This window comes from Sphingomonas ginsengisoli An et al. 2013, from assembly GCF_009363895.1.
Lineage (GTDB): Bacteria > Pseudomonadota > Alphaproteobacteria > Sphingomonadales > Sphingomonadaceae > Sphingomicrobium > Sphingomicrobium ginsengisoli.
Window position 1 is genome coordinate 581262 of sequence record NZ_CP045434.1, and the last position, 24149, is coordinate 605410.

The following is a 24149-nucleotide window of genomic DNA, read 5'->3' on the forward strand; positions in this document are numbered from 1 at the left end:
TTCGCCGCCGGACGCTAACCGGCCTTTTACTCTCTTCGTTCAAAACGGCGCCTCGTTCCTTCGAGGTGACGCATGCCCCGTTCCCAGTTTCTTCCGCGTTTGGCGCTGCTTCTTACCGCCACCCCGCTGCTGATCGGCAGCCTCGGCCCGCGGACCAATTTCAACGACCGGCTGCTGGCGGCGCAGAATCGCGAGCGGGCGGTGATGGATGTGCCGCCGCTGGCGTGGGACGAGGGGCTCGCCAAGGGCGCGGCCGTCTGGGCCAAGCATCTCAGCCGGACCGGGCGCTTCGAACATTCGCCCGACGAACCTGGGGCGACACCCGAGGGCGAGAATATCTGGGGCGGCACCCCGGGTTATTATTTGCCCGAGAATATGGTCGGGCTGTGGACCGCCGAGAAGCGCGAATTCCGCCCCGGCATCTTTCCATATGCGAGCCGGACGCGCCGGGTTGAGGACGTCAGCCACTATACTCAGATGATCTGGCGGCGGACCACGCACGTCGGCTGCGCGAGCAGTGCGGCAGGGGCCGAAGAGATTCTAGTGTGCCGTTATAGTACAGCTGGAAATGTCATTGGTGAACGGATCCTATAAATTTGGTTCCGAACAAATCCCATGTTCTCAATGACTAGCCGGACCCGGACCGGAAAAAATGGTGCACCTGCGAACTAGGCGGGGAACCCAAAGGTAACCATCCCGTTAACGACCTCGCTGAGATCGCGCTCAGGCTCATCCATGCGCGTGCAGTGAGGGAGTACCACATGGGAAAGTTTAAGTATCTCGTCGCCGGCGCACTGGCGTCGGTCGCCTGCGCCACCGGCGCGAACGCCGCGGTCGTCACCCCGGTCATCGACGGCGCCGCCGGTTCGTTCCAGAACCCGACCGTGCAGTGCACGCCGACCACCACCAGCTGCCCGTCGGGCCAGACGTTCACCGACACGGTGACGTTCACCACCCCGACCGGCTACAACAGCGTGTCGGCGATCCTCAATTCGACCTACAACACGTCGAACCCGCTGACGAACCTGAACTTCAATTCGGTCGTGCTGAACAACAGCGTGTCGAACTATTCGTTCAACATCGCCAACGGCGTGTTCGACAGCGCCAGCCGTGAGATGATCCCGCTGATCGCCAATGCGACCAACGTGCTGACCATCAACGGCACCACCTTCGGCGACGCCTCGTACAGCGGCACGCTGTCGTTCGGCGCCACCCCCGCGGTGCCCGAGCCCGCCACCTGGGCGCTGATGCTCCTCGGCTTCGGCGCGGTCGGCTTCTCGATGCGCCGCCGTCAGGCCGGCAGCTTCCTGCAGCAAGCCGCCTAACCCGTTTCCATACGGATGGAGAAGGGGCTCGGCCGTTGGCCGGGCCCCTTTTTCGTGGGCGTCAGACGACCGTGCGGAAATAGTCGATGGTGGCATTGAGGCCCTTGTCGAGCGGGATGGTCGGCGCCCAGCCGAGATGCTCGCTGGCCTTGCTGATGTCGGGCTTGCGCTGGCGCGGGTCGTCGCTCGGCAGCGGTTCGAACACGAATTCGGACGTGCCGCCGACTTTGTCGCGGACGAGTTCGGCCAGTTCCTTCATCGAGAATTCGCCGGGATTGCCGATGTTGATCGGCCCGGTGACGTCGTCGCCGCTGTTCATCAGCCGCACCAGCCCGTCGATCAAATCGTCGACATAGCAGAAGCTGCGGGTCTGCTCGCCCGAGCCGTAAAGGGTGATCGGCTGCCCCTTGAGTGCCTGGACGATGAAGTTGGAAACCACCCGCCCGTCCGCCGGATGCATTCGCGGCCCATAGGTGTTGAAGATCCGCGCGACCTTGATCCTGAGGCCGTGCTGGCGGTGATAATCGAAGAACAAGGTCTCGGCGCAGCGCTTGCCCTCGTCGTAGCAGGAGCGGATGCCGATCGGATTGACCCGCCCCCAATAATCCTCGGTCTGCGGGTGGATGTCGGGATCGCCATAGACCTCGCTGGTCGAGGCTTGGAGGATCTTGGCGCCGACCCTTTTGGCGAGGCCGAGCATGTTGATCGCGCCGTGGACGCTGGTCTTGGTCGTCTGCACCGGGTCGTGCTGGTAATGGACCGGCGAGGCGGGGCAGGCGAGATTGTAGATCTCGTCCACTTCCACGAACAGCGGGAAGGTCACGTCATGGCGGAGCAGCTCGAAATTCGGGTGGCCGAGCAGGTGCGCGATGTTGCGCCGCTGGCCGGTGAAGAAGTTGTCGACGCAGATGACCTCATGGCCCTCGCCGATCAGCCGCTCGCAGAGATGCGAGCCAAGGAATCCCGCACCGCCGGTGACGAGAATGCGTTTGGTATCGGCGTAGGTGCGCATCACTGAAATCCTATTCTGGTCGCTGGGGACCCGCTGCCACGACTTCCTTGAGAAATCGCTCATAGTCGGCGGCGATGGCGGTCCATGAAAATCGTTCGGCGCGCTCGAGCTGGGCGGCCGGGGCGCGGGGGAGGGTGAGGGCGCGCTGGATCCCGGCGACCAGCGCATCTTGGTCGAGATCGGTCACGAGCACCCCCGTGTCGCCCATGATCCACCGCGTGCGGGGCAAGTCCCACGCGACCGAGGGCAGCCCGCTGGCCATCGCCTCGACATAGACGTTGCCGAAGCTCTCGTCGCGCGAGAGGTGGAGGAAGACGTCGGCGCTGCGGTAGAGGTCGGGCATCTGCGTCGCCGCCACCGACAGGGTATGGTAGCGCCCGGGCATCAGCGCGTCGGCCTTGGCCCTAAGCTCGTCGCGCAAGGGCCCGTCGCCCGCCACTACCAGATGCACGCCGGGCAAGCGCGCCACCGCCTCGATCCCGTCGCCGACCCGCTTGCTGGCGATCATCGCGCTGACCATCAGGACGAGCGGCACGCCTTCGGGGAGCCCGAACGCCGCGCGCTGTGCAGGGCCTGGATTGAAGCGGGTGAGGTCGACCCCGTTGGGGATGAGCGCGGTCCGGTAGTTGGCGCGATTGTCCTCGAAATAATCGGGGTTGATCGCGACCAGCCCGTCGCAACCGAAGAAGCGATACTCACTGTTGTTCGCCCGCGCCGGCCAGTCGCCGTTCTGCGTCACGAACACGTGCCGCGGCCGATAGCCGCGATGCTTGCGGGCTCGCAGCGCCCAGTTGAGGAACGGGTAGGAGCAAGTCAGCGTGACGTCGAAATCCTGCGGCCGGTAGCGGCGCAGGAAACCGGGGAGGAAGGTTGCTTCTTCCCAGGTCGTATCGCCGCGGAAGACCGGCACCTTGGGAAAACGCTCGAAGCGTTCTCGCGCGATCAGCGGTGACCGCGCGAATGCATAACTCGTGTCGGCATCCGCGTGACCTGCTCCGAACAACGTCACGGCGTGGCCGTGGCTCGCCAAGCCCGAAGCGACGGACATCAGCGCGACCTCTGCTCCGCGGTGATACCGGTGGAAACCGGGCAGAGCAAAAGCGATCCTCATGCCTCGCGTGTTGGCAACCAAGCAAAGGGCTGTAAAGCCGGTCGCGTCGAGCTGGGGACCTTAAATTGCCTGAACCGCTAAAACGAATGATTCGCGTCGGCGTGCTTCGCGAGCAGGGCGATCTTGCCGCTTGGCAACTGGCCTGTTTACGTCAGGCGCAGTCGCTCGACTTCGTTGATATCGCCTTGTTCATCGTCAACGCCAAGCAAGCGCCAGTTTCGCAAGGCATCGTTGCACGTGCCGCCAAATTGCTCAAAAGCGGCTCGCTCTTGTGGCGAATCTTGGACCGCCTCGTATCGAGGCGGACACCGGCCGTACGAGGGCTTCCTCTGCCGGAAATCCTCGGAAACGTTTCGCAAGTGCATTGCACGCCGGTTCCCGTCGGAAAATTCAGGGAAACGTTGAGCGATGCCGATATTGGCCTCATCGCGGATTTCGACCTCGATGTTGTCGTGAGGTTTGGGTTTGGAATCCTGACCGGCAAGGCGCTTGAGATCGGTCGCTACGGTGTTTGGTCGTATCATCACGGTGATCCCGACTTCTTTAGGGGAGCACCTCCGGGCTTTTGGGAGATCCATGCGGGCGCGGACAATACCGGTGCAATTCTTCAGCGACTGACTGAAAAGCTGGACGGCGGCGTCATCCTCAATCGGGCATACTTCAAAACGATTGCAGCTAGTTATTCACGCCAACTAGACCACCTTCTGATGAGCTCGTCGCCTATGCTCGCCCGAGCGCTGGTTCAATTACGGAATGATCCTAGCGTCGCCGACGCGCGCGCAGGCACGCCCCCGCCCTCCGGCCCGATTTACCGATATCCCAAGAACGCCGCTGTCATTCGATTTGTTTGGAGACTGGTTTGGTCGTGGCTGGCTGAACAGTGGACTTCTCTTTTCCGGCATCAGCAATGGGGAGTGGGATTCATCGACGCTTCGCCAGGGGACGTTGCTGAGCAAGCGCGCGGTGCTGATTTCGTCGAGAAGGATGTGCGTTGGTCGCCCGAGCCGGCAGGCGCATTTCTTGCAGACCCATTTTTGCTGAGAGGAGGCGCGGACCCGATCGTCTTCGCCGAAGAATATGATTGGGATTCGGGGAAAGGTCACATCTCGACGATTACCGGCCACGGTGGAGTGGACGTGCGTCCAGCGCTGAAGACATTAAGCCACCTGTCCTATCCGTTCTTGTTCGAGCATGGCGGCGAAACGCGCTGCCTCCCCGAAAACGCGGAAAGCGGGCACACGACCGTGTACGCGACGGGAGAGCAAACTCTTACGCCAATCGGCCGCCTGAAGCTTGATTTTCCGGCAGTCGATGCGACGATTCTCCAGCGCGACGATCTGTGGTGGCTCTTTTGCACGCGCGCTGGCCCTAACGACAAGGACACCTTGTACGCCTTTTACGCGCGCGATCTCGACTCAACTTGGACAGCGCATGATCTCAACCCTGTGAAGATCGATGTTCGCTCAAGCCGACCGGCTGGGTCATTCATCCAACACGGCTCCTTGCTGTTACGACCCGCGCAGGATTGCTCGCGCTTCTATGGCGGTGCTCTCGTCTTCAACCAAGTCACCTCGCTAAACCCCTCCATTTACGAAGAGCGTGCGATCGGTCGCCTGGTGCCGGATCCGGCCGGACCCTATCCCCATGGACTTCACACGATTTCTGGCACGGCGGACCTGACCGTGATTGACGGTGCGCGGCACACGTTCGTTTTTGCTCAGCTACGCCGTGCAATGCTGCGAAAACTCAGGATATCTCGTCGATGACGCCGCCGTCTCCGCAAGAACTTGGCTTCGTCGTGATTGGGCGCAACGAAGGCGAGCGGCTGGCGGCCTGTTTGCGCTCGTTACTCCCTCTGCAAGCGCCCATCGTTTACGCCGATTCCGGATCGACGGACGGCAGCCCGGATCGCGCAGCCGAATTGGGGGCCACTGTCGTCAGGCTTGATCCTGCGCGGGCCATGAATGCTTCGCGTGGTCGCCATGAGGGTTACCAAGCTCTGAAGGTCGACCATCCCTCGCTTCGCTTCGTCCAATTTCTCGATGGAGACTGTGTTCTCGCCGAAAGGTGGATCGATGAGGCTTCGGCGTTTCTTGAACAGCATCAACGCGCAGCAGTCGTCTGTGGTCGGCGATTTGAGGCGCATCCCGATGCCTCGTTCTATAACAAGCTTTGCGATGAAGAGTGGAACACTCCCTGCGGGCGGGTCGCATCGTCGGGGGGAGACGCGCTGATGCGCGTGTCAGCCCTCGACCAAGTGGGGGATTTCGACCCAAGTCTCATGGCCAGTGAGGAGCCAGAACTTGCCGCTCGATTGCGCGAAGCCGACTGGGAGATCTGGCGCATTGACGCATTGATGACTGAGCACGATGCCAAGATCTTCACTTTCAAAGCTTATTGGCGGCGGGCCATGCGTGCAGGCTTCGGCTACGCCCAAGCCTGGATGCGAACTGCGAAACTGAGCCACCGCATCAATGGCAGGCTGCTCGCGAGCAGTTTGTTCTGGATGGCAATTTTACCGCTTGGTTTAATCGTGCTTGCAGCGCTTCTTCGCCACCCCACTTTGCTGGTCTTGCTTCCGCTCATCTATTTTCTGCAGATCGCGAGGATGGCGGCCTCAATTGAAATCGGCGATCCCTATCAGTGGCGCAAAGCATTCGTGATCTTCGCAATTAAGTCCGGCGAATTGATCGGCGCGGCGCGGGCAATTTTTGGCGGCCAGAGCCGCACCGCCATCGATTATAAGGGAAATTGATTTGGTTCGTCCGGTTTCCCCGCCCAGTACGCCAGGCCCCATCGCCTATCTCGCCAGCCAGTATCCGGCGACGTCGCACACTTTCATCCGGCGCGAGGTCACCGCCCTCCGCGACGCCGGCGTCCCGATCCGGACCTTCAGCGTGCGGGCGCCGCTGGCGGACGAGTTGAAGGCAGACAGCGACCGCCGCGAGGCGGAGCAGACCTACACTCTGCTTACTCAGCCACTGACCGCATTCCTTCGCGCGCATCTGGGCGAATTGGCGCGTTCGCCAATGACTTACGTTAAAACCTTCGCATTAGCTCTCCGCCATCGAGCGCCGGGCTTGCGCGCCGGCCTCCTGTCAGTTGCGCATTTTGGGGAAGCGATCCTGCTGGCGCGCGAATTGCGGCGTGGCGGCATCTCCCACCTCCACAACCACTTTGCCAACAGCGGGGCGAGCGTCGGGTTGCTGGCGGCTCGACAGGCCGGGATCGGGTGGAGCTTCACCATCCACGGCGTCTCCGAGTTCGACTATCCGGCGGGGCTCACCCTCGCCGACAAGATCGTGGCGGCCGACTTCGTCGCCTGCGTGTCCTATTTCGGTCGCGCTCAGGCCGAGCGACTGACCAATCCCGATCAATGGGCCAAGCTGAGGATCGTGCGCTGCGGGCTCGAATTGGATCGACTGCCTGCCAGGAAAGATCGGGACGACGTCGAGGTGCAGATCATTGCGGTCGGTCGCCTCTCTCCGGAAAAGGGCTTCTCGGGCTTGCTCGAGGCGTTCGCGCGACTGCCCGCGGGGAACCGAGCACGGCTTATCCTCGTCGGGGACGGCCCCCTCCGTGCGGAGCTCGACGCGCAGGTCGCTACGCTCGGCATCGGTGAGCGCGTCACCTTCCTCGGTCGACTGCCCGAGGCTGAGACACTTAGCGCCATCGCTGACAGCGACCTGCTGGTCCTGTCGAGTTTCATGGAAGGGCTGCCGATCGTGCTGATGGAAGCGCTCGCGCTCGGCAAGCCGGTCATTGCCTCGCAGGTGGCTGGCATCCCCGAGCTGGTCCGAGACGGCGAGACGGGACTGCTGTTCGCGCCGTCGGACTGGGATGGACTGGCACGCGCGCTCGAACGCCTGGTCGGCGATCGCGCCTTGCGGCAGGCGATGGGCGCGCGGGGTCCCGCCGTGATGGCGCGCGAATTCGATATTGCTCAGTCGGCTACGGCGCTTCGCGATTTGTTTCAGACGCCCGCTCGGTGCGATTCCACGTCGCCGGCGCGCCCTTCCTGACCAGACCGGCGTACATCGGCAGCTTCCACAAGGCGTAGCCGGGGATGCTGAGCAGGGCTCGCCCGCTGAGCGTGGTGCGGCCCTCACGCCACCAAGCGAGTAGCAGCACGACGATCTCGAGTAGGCCGAGGCCGACGAGGACAAGTGCCGGCAACCAACCTGTCAGACCGAAAAGTCCGAAGAGTACGGTGGCGGCCAGCACGCCGGCGTTGATCATCATCAGCAGGGCAAGCGGCGGGACGAGCAGGTCGAAGCCGGCGAGGACGGTGCCGAGCGATCCCCGTCGGAGGCCACGCGCGAGCAGGGCGGGGGCCGTCGCCCGCATGGTGGCGAGGAACCCGCCCTCCCAGCGGCTGCGCTGACCCAGCGTCTGCGACGCCGATGCGTGGGTGCTCCAGACGATGCTGTCGTCCACCAGCAGCGGCGGGACCCCGCACTCGGCCAGTTCCAGCCCCAACCGCAAATCCTCGACGATGCTGGCCGTCGCCAGGTCCGCGGCCGCGAATTGGGGCCAGGGCAGGCACATTCCCGTGCCGGTCAGGTGGACGCGTCCGGCGAGACGTTGGAGCCCCCGCTGGCGCACCAGATTCTTGATCAGGAAGGCGAAGGACGAAATTTGCACCATCGGCGCGGCCGCCGCGTCCGGTTCGAACAGATAGACCGCCTGGGTCGCCTGGCCTGTTGCCGCGCTCAAAGCCACCAATCGCTCGAGACTTAGCCGATCGATGTGGCAATCGGCGTCGAACACCACCACGGCGCTCGGCGGCGCGGCGAGCAGGTGATCGCGCGCGAAGGCCAGCGCGAAACCCTTGCCGCGACGAGCCGGATCGTGACGTTCGATGGCCTCGACGCCACACGAACGGGCGATCGCCGCCGTATCGTCCGTGCAATTGTCGGCGACGACCAGCACCCGCATGCCGGTGCCGAGCGCTGCCTCCAGCCGGCGAAGGGTCTCGCCGATGACCGCTTTCTCGTCATGCGCCGGAATGACAATCGCGACCTCGCCGACGTCCAGCAGGGTCGGTGCGGCGCGGCGGCGGGCCAATCCTGCGGCGATCTCGACGACGAAGAACGCGTTAGCGGCCAAGATCGGCGCTAACAGCAACAGCAGCAGGATCGACAGTATTTCGGACATGTTCATTTCTGGGTCGGTCCCGTGATTGCATCGCGACGGCGGCGCGACTAGCATCCTGCATCAAGGTCTGCACCTTGCCAAACGGCAGTGGAGGTTTGGCGAAATTGTTGCTTCAGAAGACTGACCAGTTTCAACATTCGCGCTGGCGATTGCGGTGGCCCGACGGCGTGCTAATCCTCGGCATGCTGGCCATGGTCCTGCCGCCGATGATCCTGGTGGCTCAGAACAACTGGTCGACCGAGCAAGGGGGGCACGGGCCGATCGTGCTCGCCACCGGCCTGTGGCTGCTGGCGCGCGAATATCGTTCCTCGCGAGGCTTGGAGGAGCGCGGCAATCTGCTGCTCGGCTTGGTGGCGCTGGCGCTGTTTCTGGCGGCCTTCATCGTTCTCGGCATCACCGGCATCCTCGAGCTTCAGGTTGTGGCGATGTACGGCGCGCTGATCGCCGGCGCCTATCTGCTGGTCGGCGCCCGCATGCTCCGTGCGGTCTGGTTTCCGATTTTCTACATGGCGTTCGCGCTACCCCCGCCCGATACGGTGGTCGCGACCCTCACCAATCCGGTCAAGATCGCCATCTCGCAGGGAGCGGTCTCGCTGCTCCACGCCTTTGGCTATCCGGTCGGCAGCTCGGGCGTCGTGATCCAGATCGCGCAGTATGAGTTGTTCGTCGCGGCGGCCTGCTCGGGGCTCAACTCGCTGATCACCCTGTCGGCGATCGGCCTGTTCTACGTCTATCTGCGGCACCGGAGCGATACGCGGGCGCTGATCCTCATGTCCCTTCTGGTCGTGCCGGTCGCGATCCTCGCTAACTTCATTCGGGTGCTGATCCTCATCTTGCTCACTTATTATGTGAGCGAGGCAGCCGCGCAGGGCTTCCTTCACGATTTCGCCGGGATCGTTACCTTTGCCGCGGCGCTGGGTACGATGATGGCTCTCGAAGCGCTCTATTCGCGGGTCACCGCGCGCAAGCCGGAGGTCGTGCTCCATGGCTGAGCCGGTCGGTTTCGAAAGCCCAGCGCTCGATCGGCGCAAGGTGCTGCTCGGGCTCCTGTTCGCGGGCAGTGCGGGCATCGCCTTCGCCCGCCAGCCGCGACAGCCGATCGACTATCTGGGCAAGACCAAGCTCGACAAGCTCATTCCCAACCGGATCGGCGAATGGGAGTTCGCGTCGACCAGCGGGCTCGTCGTCCCGCCCGAGGACGCGTTGTCGGCGGCGCTCTATTCGCAGATGCTCACCCGCACCTATACCCATGCCGACGAGCCGCCGATTATGCTGCTCATCGCGCAGAGTGCGGGCCAGACTGGGGTGCTGCAGATCCATCGCCCCGAATTCTGCTATCCGGCGAACGGCTTCCAACTCACCCCGATCACGCCGCGTCCGATCGCGGTCAATGGGTCGACCTTTGCGGCCAACCAGCTGACCGCCACGCAACCGGGCCGAACCGAGCAGATTCTCTACTGGACGCGGGTGGGTGAGGTGATGCCGCCGACCTGGGCGGCGCAGAAAATGGCGGTCGCGGTGGCCAATCTGAAGGGCGAGATCCCCGACGCCGTCCTGGTCCGCATCTCGACCATCGATCCCGATCAGGAAGCGGCATTCAACCGCCTCCAGCGCTTCGTCGCGGCGATGGTGGGGTCGTTGCCGGCGGATCGGCGCAAGGTGCTGGTCGCCGACGCCTAATGCTGGTCGCCGACGCCTAGTGCGGGCGGCCGGTCGGGAAGGGCTTCAGATAGTGGATGATGAAGGCGATGGTCACGCCGATCATCGCCACCGCCGGCAGGTGCATCCCTTCGTTGCCGAGGTAATTGGCGAGCGCGCAGCCGCCGCCGGCGAGCAAGTACATCCAAAGGGGATCGTGAACCTGCTGCTCGTCCTGGTTGGTCGATCGCTGCATGAACAGGACGATCAGCCCCGCGAAGATCGCAATGGTGATCCAGTCATAGGGGGTTTTCAACTTCGCACTCCTCCGCTTACGCTGGCGCCCACCTAGCACCGATGCTAATCACGCTCGAACAAAAGTTTAATAGGGGCTGTTCATGCATAAGCAGTTACTTCTCGGTCTGACCCTCGCGGTGGCCCTGTCCGGCTGTCAGAAGAAGGCCGAGGGGCAGACGGTCGCGGTGGTCAACAAGGACGAGATCACCTCGTCCGAGATCAACGGCGAGCTCGCCAACGCCAGACTGCCGGCCGACGTCGACAAGAAGGAGGCGACCAACCGCATCCTCCAGGGGCTGATCGATCGCCGCCTGCTCGCCGACCAGGCGCGCCAGGAAGGGATCGACCAGTCGCCCGAGTTCATCGCCCGCCAGCGCCGCATGAACGACGAGCTGCTGATCGGCATGCTCGCGAGCCGCCAGATGGATTCGAGCAAGCTGCCGACCGACGCCGAAATCGCGGCCTTCCAGAACAAATATCCGCAGGCTTTCGCCAAACGCGAAGTGTGGAAGCTCGACCAGATCCAGTATCAGACCCCGGCCGATCCGGCGGTCAAGGCCAAGATCATGGCGACCAAGAGCATCGATCAGCTCATCGCGGTGCTGACTGCGGCGCGCATTCCGTTCCAGCGCGCCAGCAACCAGATCGCGTCGAACGTCATCCCGCCCGACATGTACCCGCGGCTGGCGGCGATGACCTCGGGCGAGCCGTTCATCGTTCCCAATGGCGCGGCGTCGGTGGCGAGCTCGATCGTGTCGCGCGAGCCGGCCCCGCTGGTCGGTGCGCCGGCGCGGACGGAGGCGGTCAACCTGCTCCGCCGCCAGCAGAGCGCCGATGCGCTGCAGCAGCGGCTCAAGGACCTGCGCAAGAACGCCAAGATCGAATATAAGGAGGGCTTCGGCCCGCCGAAGTAAGCGGGAGGCTCAGCGGCCGCCGGTCATCGCCGGCGGCGCTCAGCTCGGGTTGTCGATGCCCAGTTCGGCGAGCTTGCGGTAGAGGGTCGAGCGCCCGATCCCGAGCCGCCGGGCGACCTCGGTCATCTTGCCGCGATAATGATTGATGGCGAGGCGGATGACGTCCGCCTCGATGTCCTCGAGGCTGCGCAGGTGGCCGTCGGCGCGGAGCAGGGTCACGCCTGGCCCGCCCGACACGGCGGCATCGGCGCTGGCCTTGCTGATTTCGGGGGTCGCGTCGTGGCTGCGGTTGGTGAAGCGCGACTGCACCGCCAAGTGCGGGAAGTCCTCGGCGGTGAGCGCGGAGCCTTCGCTCTGCAGCGCGGCACGGAACAGCACGTTGCTGAGCTGGCGGACATTGCCCGGCCAGCCGTAGCGCATCAGCACCGCCAGTGCGTCATTGCCGAGCGACAGCGGGCGGATGCCAGGCTGCCCGGCGATTCGCGCGAGCAAATGGCGCGCGAGCGACGGGATATCCTGCGACCGTTCGCGCAGCGGGGGGACGGTGACGATGGTGGTGCACAGCCGCTCGGCAAGGCCGGGGAGGAAATCGTCGGGCAGCGGGGCCGAGCTGGTCGCGATGACCCGCACGTCGACCGAATTACTGCCGTTGCACCCGACCGGACGAACTTCGCCGGTGGCGAGCACGCGGTCGAGCGTTTCCTGGGTCTCGCGCGGCATCAAGCCGATCTCGTCGATCAGCAGGGTGCCGCCGTCGGCCTCGACCATCTTGCCGATCCGCTCGGCGAAGGCGCCCGGAAAGGCGCCGGCGACATGGCCGAACAGCTCGCTGTCGATGATGTTGCCCGGGGTCGCCTTGCAGTCGATTTCGAGCAGCGGCCCACGGGCGCGGTGCGAGGCCGAGTGGATGGCGCGGGCGATGGTTTCCTTGCCGGCGCCGGGCTCACCGACGATCAGCAGGGGCAGGCGGTTGCGCGCGGCCTTGGCGGCGATCGCCAGTGCGGCGCGGAATTCGGGGGTGGCGCCGATCAGCTCTTCGAGCGCCATCTGCGGCGCGAGCTTCTCGGACAAGGGCGCGAGCTCGCCGCTCGGGCGGCGGCGGTCGGCGTTGACCGCCAGCGCTTCCATCAGCCGCTCGGGCGCGACCGGGCGCGACAGGAAGTCGGAGGCGCCGGCGCGCATCGCCTCGACCGCCTGGGCGATCGAGCCGGCTTCGGCGAAGACGATGATCGGCAGGCCGGGGCGGTCGGCGCGCAGCGCGCGGACGGTCGCCGGGCCGCTCTGGCTGTCCCAGCCGCCGACCAGCACCGCCTTGACCTCATGCCCGTGGGGGCCTTGCAGCAGCTCGACCGCCTCGGCGGCGCCGGGCGCGCCCAGCGTGTTCCAGCCGGCACGCAACGCCGTAGCCGCAACCAGCCGGCGCTCGTCGAGCCCGGCGTTGACCAGCAACAGGAATCGGATGGTATCCGCACGCATAACCATCGCCTTAGGGACCAAGGCGTAAAGATTAGGTGTAGGGGCTTCGCGACGGCTCACAGCGTTGTTATGCACGGGCCAACTCTAGCTTTCGCTGAACGGAGCATTCCATGGCCATTCACACTTCCGACGAAATCTCAGGTCCGGTCGATTACAAGGTCCACGCCCGCGACTATGCCAAGGTCATTTCCATGCTGAAGTGGGGCGCCGTGATCGCCTTCATCCTCGCCATGCTCGTGATGGTGTTGCTGGCCAGCTAAAGGACAGGCGCGGATGAACATCGCGGTCCTCGCCGAAACGGCGCCCAGCGAAACCCGCGTCGCGGCGATCCCCGAGACGGTGAAGAAGTTCGTCGCGCTCGGCGCCGCCGTCGCGGTGGAGCGCGGGGCGGGGGCTGCGGCGGCGATCGCCGATGCCGATTACGAGGCAGCGGGTGCAACGCTGGGCGAGCGCGCGGCGATCCTTGCCGACGCCGACATCATTCTCGGTGTCAGCGGTCCTGAACCGGCCAGCTTGGCGGGCGCCAAGTCGGGCGCGCTGCTGGTCGCCGCGCTCGACCCCTTCCGGCGCCGCGCGGCGATCGATGGCTATGCCTCGGCTGGGCTCGAGGCGCTGGCGCTCGAATGGATGCCGCGAATCACCCGCGCGCAGAGCATGGACGTGCTCTCCAGCCAGTCGAACCTCGCGGGCTACAAGGCGGTGATCGAGGCCGCCGACGCCTATGGCCGCGCCTTCCCGATGATGATGACCGCCGCCGGCACCGTCAGCCCCGCGCGGGTGTTCGTGATGGGTGTCGGGGTCGCCGGCCTCCAGGCAATCGCTACCGCCCGCCGCCTCGGCGCGCAGGTCAGTGCGACCGACGTCCGCTCGGCCACCCGCGAGCAGATCCAGTCGCTCGGCGCCAAGCCGATCTTCGTCGAGGGCGTCGCGGGCATCGAGGGCGAGGGGCAGGGCGGCTACGCCGGCGAGACCAGCGAAGAATATCGCCGGGCGCAGGCCGAGCTCGTCTCGAGCCATATCGCCAAGCAGGACATCGTCATCACCACCGCGCTGATCCCCGGCAAGCCCGCGCCGCGGCTGATCAGCGACGCCCAGCTCGCCTCGATGCGGCCGGGCAGCGTGGTGGTCGACCTTGCCGCCGACGCCGGCGGCAATGTCGAGGGGACCGAGGTAGATCAGCGGGTCGAGCGGCATGGCGTCACCATTCTGGGCGCGGCCAACCTCGCGCGGAGCCTGCCGGCCGATTCGAGCGCGCTGTTCGCCCGCAACATCTTCAATTTCCTGTCGGCGTTCTGGGACAAGGAGCAGGGGCGCCCGCTACTGCCCGACGAGGACGAGATCGTGAAGGCGATTCGGCTGACCCGCGGCGGTCAGGTCGTCGCCGAGCGGCTCGCCTCCTAGTCGCTGGCTGGGGGCAGCACGCAGGCCTCGACCCAGCGCGCACCGGTGATTTCGGCCAGCCGCTCAGGCGCTAGCTCGACCGAGCTGTTGCGGCTGCCGGCGGCGGGGAAGACGGTCGCGAAGTCGCGCAGGCTCGTATCGCAATAGACGGGGAGCGGGTGGGCCAGCCCGAATGGGCAGACCCCGCCGACCGGATGGCCGGTCAGCGCCAGCGTCTCCTCGGCGTCGAGCATCCGCGGCCGCCCGCCGAACGCCGCCTTGCAGCGGACATTGTCGAGTCGCGCGTCGCCACGCGTGACCAGCACCAGCACCTCGCCATTGACCCGAAGCGCCAGCGTCTTGGCGATCCGTCCCGGCGCCACACCCAGCGCTAGAGCAGCGTCGGCGACGGTGGCGGTGCTGGCATGTGCCTCGATCAGCCGCGCCTCGGGCGCGTGCTCGGCCAGCCAGGCGCGGACGCTCTCGACGCTCATGCGCCGACCAGGTGCAGCGCGAGTTCGCGCGGCGACGGGAAGCGGCGGTGCTCGAACAAATAGATGCCCTGCCACGTCCCGAGCATGAGCGCGCCGCCCATCACCGGCACCGCCAGCTGGGTCTGGGTGAGCGCGCTGCGCAGGTGAGCGGGCATATCGTCGGGACCTTCGTCGTCATGTTCGTAGGCCGCATCTTCGGGCGCGAGGCGGGCAAAGTAGCGTTCGAGGTCGCGTCGCGCGGCCGGAGCGGCATTCTCCTGGATCAGCAGCGAGGCCGAGGTGTGGCGGCAGAAGACGGTCAGCAGTCCCTCGCTCAGGCCTTGCGCAGCGACCCACTCCAACACTTCCGCGCTAACCTCATGGAGGCCGGGGCGGGGCGCCGTGACAGTGATGGTGCCGAGGGCCTGGTGGAGCATTCGGGCTCGCTAACGGGCAAAGAAAAAGCGCGCCAGCCTTTCGGCGGACGCGCTTTGAAAATCTGATCCGCCCGAGCGCGGATCGGTGCGTCAGCTTAGCGCCAACCGCAACCGAAAAGCCAGCTCCACATAGCACTCTCCCTGTATCGCACCGCCGATTCGACGGTGCTTGGGAGCAGTATTAACCTTAATCGATACGGTTAGCAAACTATTTACCATGTTTCCGAACAAGTCGCAGAAACGCGCCAAGGCGGGAGGGCCGCCGGCAAAGGTTAACGCAGTAATGATCGAAGTTACGCGACTTGGCGGACGTGCCGGATCTGCAGCGACTGGACGAGCTCGCGAACGCCCATCGGGCGACCGACCAGATAACCCTGGACGATGTCGCACTGGAGCTCGACCAGTTGGTCGAGTGTGGCGCGATCCTCCACGCCCTCGGCGACCACGGTGCGGCCAAGCGAGTGGGCGAGCGCGATGGTCGACTGGACCATGATCAGGTCCGACCGGTTGAGCTTGATCGCCTTCACGAAGCTCTGGTCGATCTTGATCTCGCTCGCCGGGACCTTCTTGAGATAGTCGAGGGTCGACAGGCCGGTGCCATAGTCGTCGATCGCGATGCGGACACCCAGCCGGCGCAGCGCGTCGAGCATGGCGAGGCCTTCATCGGCGCTCTGCAGCGATTCGGTCTCGGTCAACTCCAGCGTCAGCCGCTCGGGCGCAAGCTGGTGGACCACCAGCCGCTCCTTGATCCGTCCGACCAGCCCGCGATCGCTCAGCAGTCGCGGCGAGATGTTGACCGCAATGGTGAACTCCTGCCCGCGGCGGTTGATCGCGGCGGCGGTGGAGATGGCGCGGTCGAGCACGAAGTCGGTCAGCTTGGCGATCCGGCCCTGCTGCTCGGCGGCGGCAACGAACTCGGCCGGGCTGATCGGACCCTTCTCGGGGTGGGTCCAGCGGGCCAGCGCCTCGGCGCCGACGATCCGGTTCGACTTGAGGTCGAGCTGGGGCTGATAGGCGATCCACACCTCGCCGCGGTCGATCGCGGCGTCGAGTTCGCCGAGCAGCGACAGCCGCCAGCTTGCCTGCTCCTCGCGGGCGGGGTCGTAATATTTCCAGCGCAGCCCTTCGTCCCACGCCTCGTCGGCGGCGACCAGGGCGCTGCCGAGCCGGCTGGCATTGGCGCGGTTGCTGCCAAGCTCGACCCCGAAGGTCAGCGCGACGTCGACCGAGCGGCCGTCGATGGTGACGGGGGCGCGGAACAGGGTGTGGAGCGCCTCGAGATGGTTGGTGATCGCCGGGCCCGGCTCGGCGAACCAGGCGAAGATGCCCTCGTCGCCCTGGTAGACGGTCATCGGCTTGTCGGCGACCGCCAGCCGGGCGACGATCTGGCGGACCAGCTCGGCCTCGCTCTCGTCGGGCAGGGTCGAGGCGATCTCGGCGTAATTGTGGACGCGGGCGGCGGCGAGCAGGCGGTTGGCCTGGCCCGACGCCTCGCGCAGCGCGGTCAGGTTGGGCAACCCGGTATGGCGGTTGATGAGGCCGCCCAGGCGCCAGCGCCGCCAGGCGAGGCGGACGCTCATCGCGGTGAGCGCGCTCAAGCCCGCGAACACGTCGACCGACACGAGGTGAGCCTCGAGCGGGACCGGCGCGGCGAGGAGGATGCCGAAGCCGACGGCCAGCGCGATCTCCTCGCGGCGGCGGCTCTGGGTCAGGCGGGCCCAGGTGCACAGGCCGAGCGCCAGCAGCAAGGCGGGAAGGAAACCCCAGTCGCGCGGCGTGCCCCGCTGCAGCGTCTCGGCGGCGAGCATGTGGACATAGGCCATCGCCATCCGCCCGCGCGCCGGGATCCACACCTGGTCGCCGAGCGCCTCACCGTCGAGGCCGACATAGAGCGTCTTGCCGCGCAACTGCTCGGCAGGCACCCGTCCCGCAACCAGGTCGGCGGCGTTGATCCGCGGAATGCTGGTCGGGTCGATCGAATAGTCGATGCGGAAGTCGCCGCTGGTCGGCAGGCCCGCGCGGCCCGAGACCGCCGCCGCCATGCCCGGGACAGGCTTGCCGCCATAGGTGCTGGCGTAGGGCGAGCGCCACACCGCCTGCTGGTAATTGTAGAAGACCGCCGTGTCGGCGAGCTGCGCGCGGCGGGCGAACAGCGACATCGGTCCGCCGTCGGCCTGTTCCCCCTGGCGGCCCGTGCCCTGGCGGGTGCGGACGGGAAGGGTGACGTTGCCGGCCTTGGCGATCGCGCTGGCGAGGCGGTCGTCCTCAACGGCGCTGGTGTGGTCGTCGAGCGGGACCTGTAGCACGACCTGCTTGGCGCCATCGGCCGAGGCATGGTCGATCAGCCGGGCAAGGTCCGAGCGCGGCCACGGCCAGGCGCCGACCGTCTTGGTGCTGCGGTCGTCGATCGCGACGAACACCAGCTGCCCGCTGGCCGCCGAGCGGTGGAAGTTGTTGCGGGTCATCCGCAGCAGGTCTTCGACCACCTCACCGACGTTGAAATAGCCGACGAGGGCGCAGATCAGGCTCAGCCACAAGAGCAGCTTGACCGGTGATTTGGTCCCTTCCGCGGAAGGCAAAGGCGTGTCCGAGCGCATTCGATCTGCTTTTGCCACGCGAAAGGTTATTAAATCGGAAACCTTGAACCCGTTGACGGGCATTAACGCGGCCAGCAGCGAGTGCCGCTTTAGTCCTGTCCTACTGCCGTCGGCTTGTGCCATGCTGTCCCGCAAGAGAGGAGTAAGCGTCAGTCTCGGCTTTGCTCGGAAAATGGTTAACAAATTGCTTCGGGCCCTTTCGAGATACGGACAGGCAGGGGTCGAACCAGGGAAACTTGGAAACTTCGTCTTCCAAGAACGGGACAGGTCTTGCCGAGCGCGGCGACTTCCCCTCTGATGCGAGGAAGCCAAGAGGACATTCATGGACCTGATCTCGATCGTCTCGATCTTCGTGCTGGCCTGCTTCGTCGGCTATTTCGTCGTCTGGTCGGTGACCCCGGCGCTCCACACCCCGCTGATGGCAGTGACCAACGCCATCTCCAGCGTCATTATCGTCGGCGCGCTGATCGCCGCGGCGGCGAGCGGCAACCCGGTCGCGAAGTGGCTGGGGCTGCTCGGCGTGGTGCTCGCCAGCATCAACATCTTCGGCGGCTTCGCGGTGACCAGCCGAATGCTCGCCATGTACAAGAAGAAGGAGCGCTAGGCTTGCGCGTTTCTCCGGCCGTCATCCTGAACTTGGTTCAGGATCCATCTTCCCACGAACGCTGCAGCCTGAAGGCAAAATGGATGCTGAAACAAGTTCAGCATGACGGGGGAGAGTTGCATGCCTGAGGCCGCCCACGCCCAGCCCGGCTGGGCCCTGCTCGCCTATCTCGTCGCGGGGGTCTGCTTCATCCTTGCACTGAGGGGCTTGTCGAGCCCGGTCAGCAGCCAGCGCGGCAACCGCCTTGGCATGATCGGTATGGCGATCGCCGTGCTGACGACGCTTATTACTCATGTGCCTCGCCAGACGCCGATGGGCCCGGGATGGACGGTCTACGCGCCGCTCCCTGCCGGCGAGCAATTCCAATGGCCGGTGGATTATTCGACGCTATTGCTCGTTATCGCCGCCATCGCCATCGGCGCCGTCATCGGCATCGTTACTGCCCGCCGCATCCAGATGACTGCGATGCCGCAGCTGGTCGCGGCCTTTCACAGCCTCGTCGGCCTCGCCGCGGTGCTGGTCGGCGCCGCCGCCTACCTCAATCCCGAGGCGTTCGGGATCGCGGTGCGGGTCACCCCGATCGCCACCCAGTCGTTCATCGCCATCCTGCCCGTCAGCCGAATCGAGCTCGGGCTCGGCGTCGCCATCGGCGCGATCACCTTCTCGGGCTCGGTCATCGCCTTCCTCAAGCTGAACGGCAACATGAGCGGGTCGCCGATCCTGCTGCCGGGCCGCCACGTCATCAATCTCACGGTGCTCGCCGGCATCCTCGGGCTGATCGCCTACTTCACCCAGGACCAGGCGCCGTGGGTGTTCTTCACTGTCATGGGGCTTAGCTTCGCCATCGGCTTCCTGCTGATCATCCCCATCGGCGGGGCGGACATGCCGGTCGTGGTGTCGATGCTGAACAGCTATTCGGGCTGGGCGGCGGCGGCGATGGGCTTCACGCTCCACAACAGCGCGATGATCATCACCGGCGCGCTGGTCGGCAGCTCGGGCGCGATCCTCAGCTACATCATGTGCCGCGCGATGAACCGCAGCTTCATCTCGGTCATCGCCGGCGGCTTCGGCGCGACCGCGGCGGCGGGCGGCGGCGAGGTCATCGACCGCCCCTACAAGCGCGGCTCGGCCGAGGACGCCGCCTTCCTGATGAGCCAGGCCGACCAGGTCATCATCGTCCCCGGCTACGGCATGGCGGTGGCGCAGGCGCAGCATGTGCTGCGCGAGATGGCCGACCTGCTCAAGAAGGAAGGGGTGAAGGTGAAATACGCCATCCACCCCGTCGCCGGCCGCATGCCCGGGCACATGAACGTGCTGCTTGCCGAGGCGAACGTGCCCTATGACGAGGTCTTCGAGCTCGAGGACATCAATTCCGAGTTCGCGCAGACCGACGTCGCGTTCGTGATCGGCGCCAACGACGTCACCAACCCCGCCGCCAAGACCGACAAGAGCTCGCCCATTTACGGGATGCCCGTGCTCGACGTCGAAAAGGCGCGCACCGTGCTGTTCATCAAGCGCTCGATGGGCGGGGCGGGCTATGCCGGGGTCGATAACGAGCTGTTCTACCGCGACAACACGATGATGCTGCTGTCCGACGCCAAGAAGATGGTGGAGGAGATCGTGAAAGCGCTTGGTTAATCGAAACGGCCAAGCAACGCTTTGTCGCTTCGCCGCCACAGCTGGCAGTTGTCGCGTTAACTATTGGCGTTGGCGACTTGTCGGACCTGTGCGAACAAGTGAAAAGAAGCGCGACGAGGCTTCGCTAGAGGCCTGAATCGTCTTGGTATTCGGGGACGGCGCGCCGACGCGCGCCAGGGGAGTGGCGACAGGTGCGTAAGCTCGGGATCATCGGCGGGGCGAGCTGGAGTTCGACCGCGCTTTATTACGATCACATCAACCGCCAGGTGGCGCAGCGGATGGGCGGGCTGCACAGCGCCCGGCTGGTGATCGAAAGCCTCGACTTCGAGGAGGATTACGCGCGCTTCCATCGCAGCGGCGACTGGACCGGCGCGGAGAAGGTGGTGGTCGACGCTTCGCAGCGGCTCAAGACCGCCGGCGCCGAAGGCCTGCTGTTCGCGTCCAACACGATGCACAAGTCGGCCGAGGCCGCTTGCAAGGCGACCGGGCTCGAACTGGTCGACATCCGCGAGGCGACCGCCGCCCGGCTCGTCGCCGACGGCCGCAGCCGCATCGCGCTGCTCGGCACGCGCTTCACCATGACCGAGGAATGGGCTCGCGCCCCCTACATGGAGCGCGGCATCGTCATCCAGGAACTCAGCCCCGAGTGGCGGACCGAGGTCGACCGGATCATCTACGAGGAACTGGCCGGCGGTCGCGTCGTGCGCGAGAGCCAGCGTAAATTGAAGACGTTGATCACCGAACTGGGCAAGCTCAAGGTCCAGGCGATCGTGCTCGGCTGCACCGAGCTGGTGCTCGCGGTCGATACCCGCGCCAACGTCCTGCCGGTCTACGACACCACCGCCATCCACGCCGCCGCGGCGGTCAAGTGGATGCTCGCCGACCAGCAGATCGAGGAAGCCCGAGCCGCCGCCTGACGAGCGTGCGGCCCTGGCTTGATCCCTGCGAAACCGGTTGCTAGCAAAAACGCGTTAACTGCTCGGGTGGGGGTAATGCGCAAAAAGTGGTCGAAGCCACAGGTCAAGGTCATGAAGGCCGGCGATGCGGAGTCGCAACGCAGCGTCGGCACTCCGGACGCGGGTTCGGCAAGCCTGGCCAAGGCGGCCAATTTAGCTGATCGCTGACCGGCGATGACCGTCACCGGCCGGTTCACGGCCGACGGTCCGGCCGCTCACGACGTCACCATCGCGCACGACCGCGCACTGTTCCGCGCCGCGGAGGCGCGCGCGGGGCAGCGCCACTGCGTGATCGAGGGACGCGGCGACGATCCGCGGGCGCCGCTCGATCCGGGGAAATTGCTTTCGCATTGGTCACCCGGTGACCTCGGCCGACTTGGCGGGGATTGGGCGGTGGCTTTAGCCGACCTTGAGCGCCAAGTTCTCGTCCTCGCCCTCGCGCCACTAAGCGAACTCGAGCTTTTCTACCATGTCGCCGCCGATGGGACGGTGATTTATTCCACCGACCTTGCGGCGCTCATTCGCCGGGTGCCCGCCAAGTTCGACCTCACCATGGTCGCGCGAGCGTTCGCCATGCAACCGTTCTTCGATGAGCAGCGCTCACTCTATCACGGCATCTGGCAGGTGCAGCCGGGATCGCTGGTGACGATCACGGCGGGCGAAGCCAAGGTGAGCCGCTTCTGGGAATTGCCGCCACCGGCTAGTTTGAGGCTCGGTCATGCGGAAGCCGCATTGAAGCTTCGCGGCCTTCTCGAGCAGGCCGTGCAGCGCCGTCTGAGTGCGATCGAGGGCTCGGCGGGCACGCTGTTGAGCGCGGGCCGTGACAGCGGCGCAGTCACCGCGGTCGCGGCGCGTGAACTGGCCGCTCGGGGACAGACGCTCGACGCCTGGACTGCCGCTGCCGAGCCGGACGGCGCGGACGACGGGCTGCATCTGCTCGACGAGGCGCCGCTCGCTGCTTGCACCGCAGCGGGTTTCGCCAACGTCCGTCATCATGTCCTGCGGCCGCGACCGTTCGACCTGTGCGCCAGGCTCGACGACATCCATCGGCGGGTGCGGGTGCCGATCGCGCAGCCGCTGGCAGTCGCCTGGTGCGAGCAGCTGTGGGACGCCGCCAGTGCGGCGGGCAATCGGCTGCTGCTGAGCGGCGACTTCGGCAACTATGCGCTGAGTGCGGGCGGCTTGGGGTGGCTGGAGGACGTTCGGGCCGAGGAGGGTGTGGGCCGGTGGTTGGCGACGATTGCTACGCTGGTGGTGCGTGACCCGCGCCGGTGGCGGAGCCTCGGCGGCGCGCTGCTCGGCCACGGCTGGCGCTCGCGTACGCCGCCTGGCCCGAGGCCGCTGGATGGCTTCGTCCGCGGGCCGTTCGCAGTGGCCCTGCGAGAGGCGACGACGGCGACAGCGCCGCGCTTGACCTATCGCAAGTGGCTACGCCGAGGGGTGCGGATTTCGGTCAATCCGAACGATGTCGTGACGATCGGGCGCGAGCTCGAGCAGACCGATCCGACCCGCGACCGTGGGCTGGTGGAGTTTGTCCACGCGCTTCCGGCAGCCATGCTGGTCGGGCCGGACGGCCGCCGCGACCTGTTCGAGCGCGCGTTCGGCGACCTGCTCCCGCCAGCCGTGCTGCGGCCGCAGCGCCGGGGGCGGCAGAATGTCGACTGGCACCTGAGCTACGACCCTGCGCAGCTGGCAGAGGCGGTTCGCCGCTATGCGGAAGTGCCCGCGGTGCGCGAATGGGTCGATTGTGACGCGCTGCTCGGCGCGTTGCGCGATTGGCCGGCCGAGCGGACGCTGCGCGGGGCTTTATACGATCGGATGGTGTGGGGGGTCTTGCCGGCCATTTCGCTCGCCAGCTTCCTGGCCGTCGGAAAACCCTAGTCGAGCGGGTCGAGGCTGGGGGCGGCGACGTCGACCCAGGCGTGCTTGCGGTCCCCGTAGACCGTATATTCGGGCGGCGGGAAGGACGGTTCGGCGAAGGCGCCGATTGCGATGGCGGTAAGGCCGGGTAGGCCCTCGGCCTGATAGCCGACAGTCGAGCCGCAGGTCGGGCAGAAGCGGAAAGTCGCGACCTGGCCGCTGTCGCCGGCGGCCGACCAGCTTTTGGTCTCGCCCTCCCACTGCACCCGATCGTCGGGCCAGCGCGCCTGCGCCGCGAAGCTGCTTCCCGAACGCTTCTGGCAGTTGAGGCAGAAGCAGACCGAGACGCGGACCGGATCGCCCGTGCAGGTCGCGCTTAGCTGCCCGCAGCGGCAGGTGGCGGTGCGCGCGCTCATCCCTTGCGCGCCAGCGTATAGTCGATCCGGATCCGCACCCACTCACCGACCATCACCTGGTTGTCGCGCTGCGGCGGGCGCACCCGGAACTGCCAGGCGGCGGCGAGCACGGCGCGCAGCACGCCCGAATTGTTGGGATATTCGTCGAGGCCGATGCAGTCGGCGACGCGGAAGTCGGGCACCGTCTTGCAGGCGATCAGCGCGAAGCTGTCGGGCTGCGCGGTCGACAAGTAACCGCGCAATTCGCTCTCATAGGGTTTGCGATACCAGGCGGCGGCGTAGAGCTTTTCGCCATTGGGGCCGTGGCCCTCGGCGAGCGGCGTGTCCCCGGCGGCCGGGCCGGGCGCGGCGGGTCCCGCGACATGGCGAGGCGCGGCGGGGGCGCTGGGGAGCGAACGGATGTCGAGCCCCGCCATCGCGCCTTTCGGCAACTCGATGATCGGGGTCGGCGCGACGATCGGGCTTGGCGGCGTCGGGCTCGGGGTGGCCTGGGTGCGCGTCTGCGACGGAACCGGCGCGGGCGGGAGGGGGACCGTCGGCGCGGTTGCGGCGGCCTTGGGGGTCGGCGCGGGCGCGGGCGGGGCAGGGGTGTCGTCGGTCTTCTGGTTGCTGAGCTCGATGCTCACCAGATGCGGTTCGGGCGGCGGCTTGGTGGCTTCACCGCGTCCCAGCGTTAGCAGCGCAAGCACCAGCAGCAGCTCGATCAGCAGGGCGACCGCCCAGCCGACCGCGCGGCGGCTGGCCGGGACCCGGAGCGCCTCGCGGATGCTGGTGGGGCGGCTATCGGCCGTCGAGACGCGCGACATGAACATCGATGCCGCCTTTTAGAGCAGCGGCGCGGCAGCGCCACCATTGGTG

General features: G+C 66.1%; 25 protein-coding genes. 15 read left to right on the top strand and 10 right to left on the bottom strand.

What is annotated here, in order from left to right:
* The first annotated feature begins 72 nt into the window (after positions 1 to 72).
* Together GCU42_RS02800 and GCU42_RS02805 are read left to right on the top strand one after the other, a co-directional pair.
* Positions 73 to 594 (top strand): CAP domain-containing protein, encoded by a 522-nt coding sequence (locus GCU42_RS02800; RefSeq protein WP_114227941.1) that lies wholly within the window; start codon positions 73 to 75, stop codon positions 592 to 594.
* A 167-nt stretch (positions 595 to 761) separates the two neighbouring features.
* Positions 762 to 1325 (top strand): FxDxF family PEP-CTERM protein, encoded by a 564-nt coding sequence (locus GCU42_RS02805; protein WP_114227940.1) that lies wholly within the window; start codon positions 762 to 764, stop codon positions 1323 to 1325.
* A gap of 61 nt (positions 1326 to 1386) precedes the next feature.
* On the opposite strand, the gene GCU42_RS02810 is transcribed toward GCU42_RS02805, so the two are convergent.
* Complete coding sequence (locus tag GCU42_RS02810; protein WP_114227939.1) at positions 1387 to 2337, bottom strand: UDP-glucuronic acid decarboxylase family protein; 951 nt, start codon at positions 2335 to 2337, stop codon at positions 1387 to 1389.
* Between the two features lie 10 nt (positions 2338 to 2347).
* Positions 2348 to 3385, bottom strand: coding sequence for a glycosyltransferase family 4 protein (locus tag GCU42_RS02815; protein ID WP_205214988.1), 1038 nt, complete (start codon positions 3383 to 3385; stop codon positions 2348 to 2350).
* A 149-nt stretch (positions 3386 to 3534) separates the two neighbouring features.
* Here GCU42_RS02815 and GCU42_RS02820 point away from each other — a divergent pair, with 149 nt between their 5' ends.
* The 3 genes from GCU42_RS02820 to GCU42_RS02830 are packed head-to-tail and all read left to right on the top strand — an operon-like array spanning position 3535 to position 7470.
* The gene (locus GCU42_RS02820; protein WP_114227937.1) at positions 3535 to 5214 is read left to right on the top strand and encodes a glucosamine inositolphosphorylceramide transferase family protein; all 1680 of its coding nucleotides are present in this window, start codon (positions 3535 to 3537) and stop codon (positions 5212 to 5214) included.
* Positions 5211 to 6203 (top strand): glycosyltransferase family 2 protein, encoded by a 993-nt coding sequence (locus tag GCU42_RS02825; RefSeq protein ID WP_114227936.1) that lies wholly within the window; start codon positions 5211 to 5213, stop codon positions 6201 to 6203. Before GCU42_RS02820 ends, GCU42_RS02825 begins: the two co-directional genes overlap by 4 nt.
* Positions 6160 to 7470 carry a glycosyltransferase family 4 protein gene (locus tag GCU42_RS02830; protein WP_152569425.1) on the top strand — a complete coding sequence of 437 codons (1311 nt, stop codon included), beginning with the start codon at positions 6160 to 6162 and terminating at the stop codon, positions 7468 to 7470. The genes GCU42_RS02825 and GCU42_RS02830 overlap by 44 nt, the downstream gene beginning before the upstream one ends.
* Here GCU42_RS02830 and GCU42_RS02835 read toward each other — a convergent pair.
* Positions 7400 to 8611, bottom strand: coding sequence for a glycosyltransferase family 2 protein (locus tag GCU42_RS02835; protein ID WP_240309480.1), 1212 nt, complete (start codon positions 8609 to 8611; stop codon positions 7400 to 7402). The genes GCU42_RS02830 and GCU42_RS02835 overlap by 71 nt on opposite strands.
* Positions 8612 to 8787: 176 nt before the next feature.
* Between GCU42_RS02835 and xrtV the strand changes: the two genes are divergently transcribed.
* Together xrtV and epsI are read left to right on the top strand one after the other, a co-directional pair.
* Positions 8788 to 9597: an exosortase V gene (gene xrtV / locus GCU42_RS02840; protein ID WP_152569426.1), complete on the top strand. Its 810-nt coding sequence runs from the start codon at positions 8788 to 8790 to the stop codon at positions 9595 to 9597.
* The gene (gene epsI, locus GCU42_RS02845; RefSeq protein WP_114227933.1) at positions 9590 to 10285 is read left to right on the top strand and encodes an exosortase-associated protein EpsI, V-type; all 696 of its coding nucleotides are present in this window, start codon (positions 9590 to 9592) and stop codon (positions 10283 to 10285) included. Before xrtV ends, epsI begins: the two co-directional genes overlap by 8 nt.
* Positions 10286 to 10301: 16 nt before the next feature.
* On the opposite strand, the gene GCU42_RS02850 is transcribed toward epsI, so the two are convergent.
* Entirely contained in the window at positions 10302 to 10559 is a 258-nt protein-coding gene (locus tag GCU42_RS02850) for an XrtV sorting system accessory protein (RefSeq protein WP_114227932.1), read from the bottom strand.
* Positions 10560 to 10641: 82 nt separating this feature from the next.
* On the opposite strand from GCU42_RS02850, the gene GCU42_RS02855 reads away from it, so the two are divergent.
* Positions 10642 to 11454 carry a SurA N-terminal domain-containing protein gene (locus tag GCU42_RS02855; RefSeq protein WP_114227931.1) on the top strand — a complete coding sequence of 271 codons (813 nt, stop codon included), beginning with the start codon at positions 10642 to 10644 and terminating at the stop codon, positions 11452 to 11454.
* Positions 11455 to 11493: 39 nt separating this feature from the next.
* Here the strand turns inward: GCU42_RS02855 and GCU42_RS02860 are convergent, their stop codons facing one another.
* The gene (locus GCU42_RS02860) at positions 11494 to 12930 is read right to left on the bottom strand and encodes a sigma-54-dependent transcriptional regulator (RefSeq protein WP_114227930.1); all 1437 of its coding nucleotides are present in this window, start codon (positions 12928 to 12930) and stop codon (positions 11494 to 11496) included.
* Between the two features lie 110 nt (positions 12931 to 13040).
* Between GCU42_RS02860 and GCU42_RS02865 the strand changes: the two genes are divergently transcribed.
* Positions 13041 to 13190 carry an aa3-type cytochrome c oxidase subunit IV gene (locus tag GCU42_RS02865; RefSeq protein WP_114227929.1) on the top strand — a complete coding sequence of 50 codons (150 nt, stop codon included), beginning with the start codon at positions 13041 to 13043 and terminating at the stop codon, positions 13188 to 13190.
* A gap of 13 nt (positions 13191 to 13203) precedes the next feature.
* Positions 13204 to 14331, top strand: coding sequence for an NAD(P) transhydrogenase subunit alpha (locus tag GCU42_RS02870; RefSeq protein WP_114227928.1), 1128 nt, complete (start codon positions 13204 to 13206; stop codon positions 14329 to 14331).
* Here GCU42_RS02870 and GCU42_RS02875 read toward each other — a convergent pair.
* From GCU42_RS02875 to GCU42_RS02885, 3 genes are all read right to left on the bottom strand, one after another.
* A complete protein-coding gene (locus GCU42_RS02875; RefSeq protein ID WP_114227927.1) occupies positions 14328 to 14804 on the bottom strand; it encodes a YbaK/EbsC family protein in 477 nt (158 codons plus the stop codon). The genes GCU42_RS02870 and GCU42_RS02875 overlap by 4 nt on opposite strands.
* Positions 14801 to 15220, bottom strand: a complete 420-nt coding sequence (locus tag GCU42_RS02880; RefSeq protein ID WP_114227926.1) for a secondary thiamine-phosphate synthase enzyme YjbQ — start codon at positions 15218 to 15220, stop codon at positions 14801 to 14803. Before GCU42_RS02880 ends, GCU42_RS02875 begins: the two co-directional genes overlap by 4 nt.
* Before the next feature lie 293 nt (positions 15221 to 15513).
* Positions 15514 to 17799, bottom strand: coding sequence for a putative bifunctional diguanylate cyclase/phosphodiesterase (locus GCU42_RS02885; protein WP_162789230.1), 2286 nt, complete (start codon positions 17797 to 17799; stop codon positions 15514 to 15516).
* A gap of 340 nt (positions 17800 to 18139) precedes the next feature.
* Between GCU42_RS02885 and GCU42_RS02890 the strand changes: the two genes are divergently transcribed.
* From GCU42_RS02890 to GCU42_RS02905, 5 genes are all read left to right on the top strand, one after another.
* Positions 18140 to 18421, top strand: a complete 282-nt coding sequence (locus GCU42_RS02890) for an NAD(P) transhydrogenase subunit alpha part 2 (protein WP_114227924.1) — start codon at positions 18140 to 18142, stop codon at positions 18419 to 18421.
* A gap of 120 nt (positions 18422 to 18541) precedes the next feature.
* Complete coding sequence (locus GCU42_RS02895; RefSeq protein ID WP_114227923.1) at positions 18542 to 20059, top strand: NAD(P)(+) transhydrogenase (Re/Si-specific) subunit beta; 1518 nt, start codon at positions 18542 to 18544, stop codon at positions 20057 to 20059.
* A 191-nt stretch (positions 20060 to 20250) separates the two neighbouring features.
* The gene (locus GCU42_RS02900) at positions 20251 to 20976 is read left to right on the top strand and encodes an aspartate/glutamate racemase family protein (protein ID WP_114227922.1); all 726 of its coding nucleotides are present in this window, start codon (positions 20251 to 20253) and stop codon (positions 20974 to 20976) included.
* A 75-nt stretch (positions 20977 to 21051) separates the two neighbouring features.
* On the top strand, positions 21052 to 21183 hold the full coding sequence (locus tag GCU42_RS15480) for a hypothetical protein (protein WP_275887915.1): 132 nt from the start codon (positions 21052 to 21054) through the stop codon (positions 21181 to 21183).
* 6 nt (positions 21184 to 21189) lie between these two features.
* A complete protein-coding gene (locus GCU42_RS02905; protein ID WP_114227921.1) occupies positions 21190 to 22896 on the top strand; it encodes an asparagine synthase-related protein in 1707 nt (568 codons plus the stop codon).
* Here the strand turns inward: GCU42_RS02905 and GCU42_RS02910 are convergent.
* A complete protein-coding gene (locus tag GCU42_RS02910) occupies positions 22893 to 23291 on the bottom strand; it encodes a GFA family protein (protein WP_114227920.1) in 399 nt (132 codons plus the stop codon). The two genes, GCU42_RS02905 and GCU42_RS02910, sit on opposite strands and share 4 nt — an antisense overlap.
* Positions 23288 to 24103, bottom strand: coding sequence for a hypothetical protein (locus GCU42_RS02915; protein ID WP_114227919.1), 816 nt, complete (start codon positions 24101 to 24103; stop codon positions 23288 to 23290). The genes GCU42_RS02910 and GCU42_RS02915 overlap by 4 nt, the downstream gene beginning before the upstream one ends.
* Positions 24104 to 24149 lie beyond the last annotated feature (46 nt).

Bases quoted from the DNA above. Each gene is read 5' to 3' on its own strand.
- GCU42_RS02815 (WP_205214988.1), bottom strand. From the start codon at position 3,385: ATGTCCGTCGCTTCGGGCTTGGCGAGCCACGGCCACGCCGTGACGTTG.
- epsI (WP_114227933.1), top strand. From the start codon at position 9,590: ATGGCTGAGCCGGTCGGTTTCGAAAGCCCAGCGCTCGATCGGCGCAAG.
- GCU42_RS02880 (WP_114227926.1), bottom strand. From the start codon at position 15,220: ATGCTCCACCAGGCCCTCGGCACCATCACTGTCACGGCGCCCCGCCCC.
- GCU42_RS02820 (WP_114227937.1), top strand. From the start codon at position 3,535: ATGATTCGCGTCGGCGTGCTTCGCGAGCAGGGCGATCTTGCCGCTTGG.
- GCU42_RS02860 (WP_114227930.1), bottom strand. From the start codon at position 12,930: ATGCGTGCGGATACCATCCGATTCCTGTTGCTGGTCAACGCCGGGCTC.
- GCU42_RS02855 (WP_114227931.1), top strand. From the start codon at position 10,642: ATGCATAAGCAGTTACTTCTCGGTCTGACCCTCGCGGTGGCCCTGTCC.
- GCU42_RS02910 (WP_114227920.1), bottom strand. From the start codon at position 23,291: ATGAGCGCGCGCACCGCCACCTGCCGCTGCGGGCAGCTAAGCGCGACC.
- GCU42_RS02870 (WP_114227928.1), top strand. From the start codon at position 13,204: ATGAACATCGCGGTCCTCGCCGAAACGGCGCCCAGCGAAACCCGCGTC.
- GCU42_RS02805 (WP_114227940.1), top strand. From the start codon at position 762: ATGGGAAAGTTTAAGTATCTCGTCGCCGGCGCACTGGCGTCGGTCGCC.
- GCU42_RS02835 (WP_240309480.1), bottom strand. From the start codon at position 8,611: ATGAACATGTCCGAAATACTGTCGATCCTGCTGCTGTTGCTGTTAGCG.
- GCU42_RS02890 (WP_114227924.1), top strand. From the start codon at position 18,140: ATGGACCTGATCTCGATCGTCTCGATCTTCGTGCTGGCCTGCTTCGTC.
- GCU42_RS02865 (WP_114227929.1), top strand. From the start codon at position 13,041: ATGGCCATTCACACTTCCGACGAAATCTCAGGTCCGGTCGATTACAAG.
- GCU42_RS02825 (WP_114227936.1), top strand. From the start codon at position 5,211: ATGACGCCGCCGTCTCCGCAAGAACTTGGCTTCGTCGTGATTGGGCGC.
- xrtV (WP_152569426.1), top strand. From the start codon at position 8,788: ATGCTGGCCATGGTCCTGCCGCCGATGATCCTGGTGGCTCAGAACAAC.
- GCU42_RS15480 (WP_275887915.1), top strand. From the start codon at position 21,052: ATGCGCAAAAAGTGGTCGAAGCCACAGGTCAAGGTCATGAAGGCCGGC.
- GCU42_RS02895 (WP_114227923.1), top strand. From the start codon at position 18,542: ATGCCTGAGGCCGCCCACGCCCAGCCCGGCTGGGCCCTGCTCGCCTAT.
- GCU42_RS02875 (WP_114227927.1), bottom strand. From the start codon at position 14,804: ATGAGCGTCGAGAGCGTCCGCGCCTGGCTGGCCGAGCACGCGCCCGAG.
- GCU42_RS02915 (WP_114227919.1), bottom strand. From the start codon at position 24,103: ATGTTCATGTCGCGCGTCTCGACGGCCGATAGCCGCCCCACCAGCATC.
- GCU42_RS02905 (WP_114227921.1), top strand. From the start codon at position 21,190: ATGACCGTCACCGGCCGGTTCACGGCCGACGGTCCGGCCGCTCACGAC.
- GCU42_RS02800 (WP_114227941.1), top strand. From the start codon at position 73: ATGCCCCGTTCCCAGTTTCTTCCGCGTTTGGCGCTGCTTCTTACCGCC.
- GCU42_RS02810 (WP_114227939.1), bottom strand. From the start codon at position 2,337: ATGCGCACCTACGCCGATACCAAACGCATTCTCGTCACCGGCGGTGCG.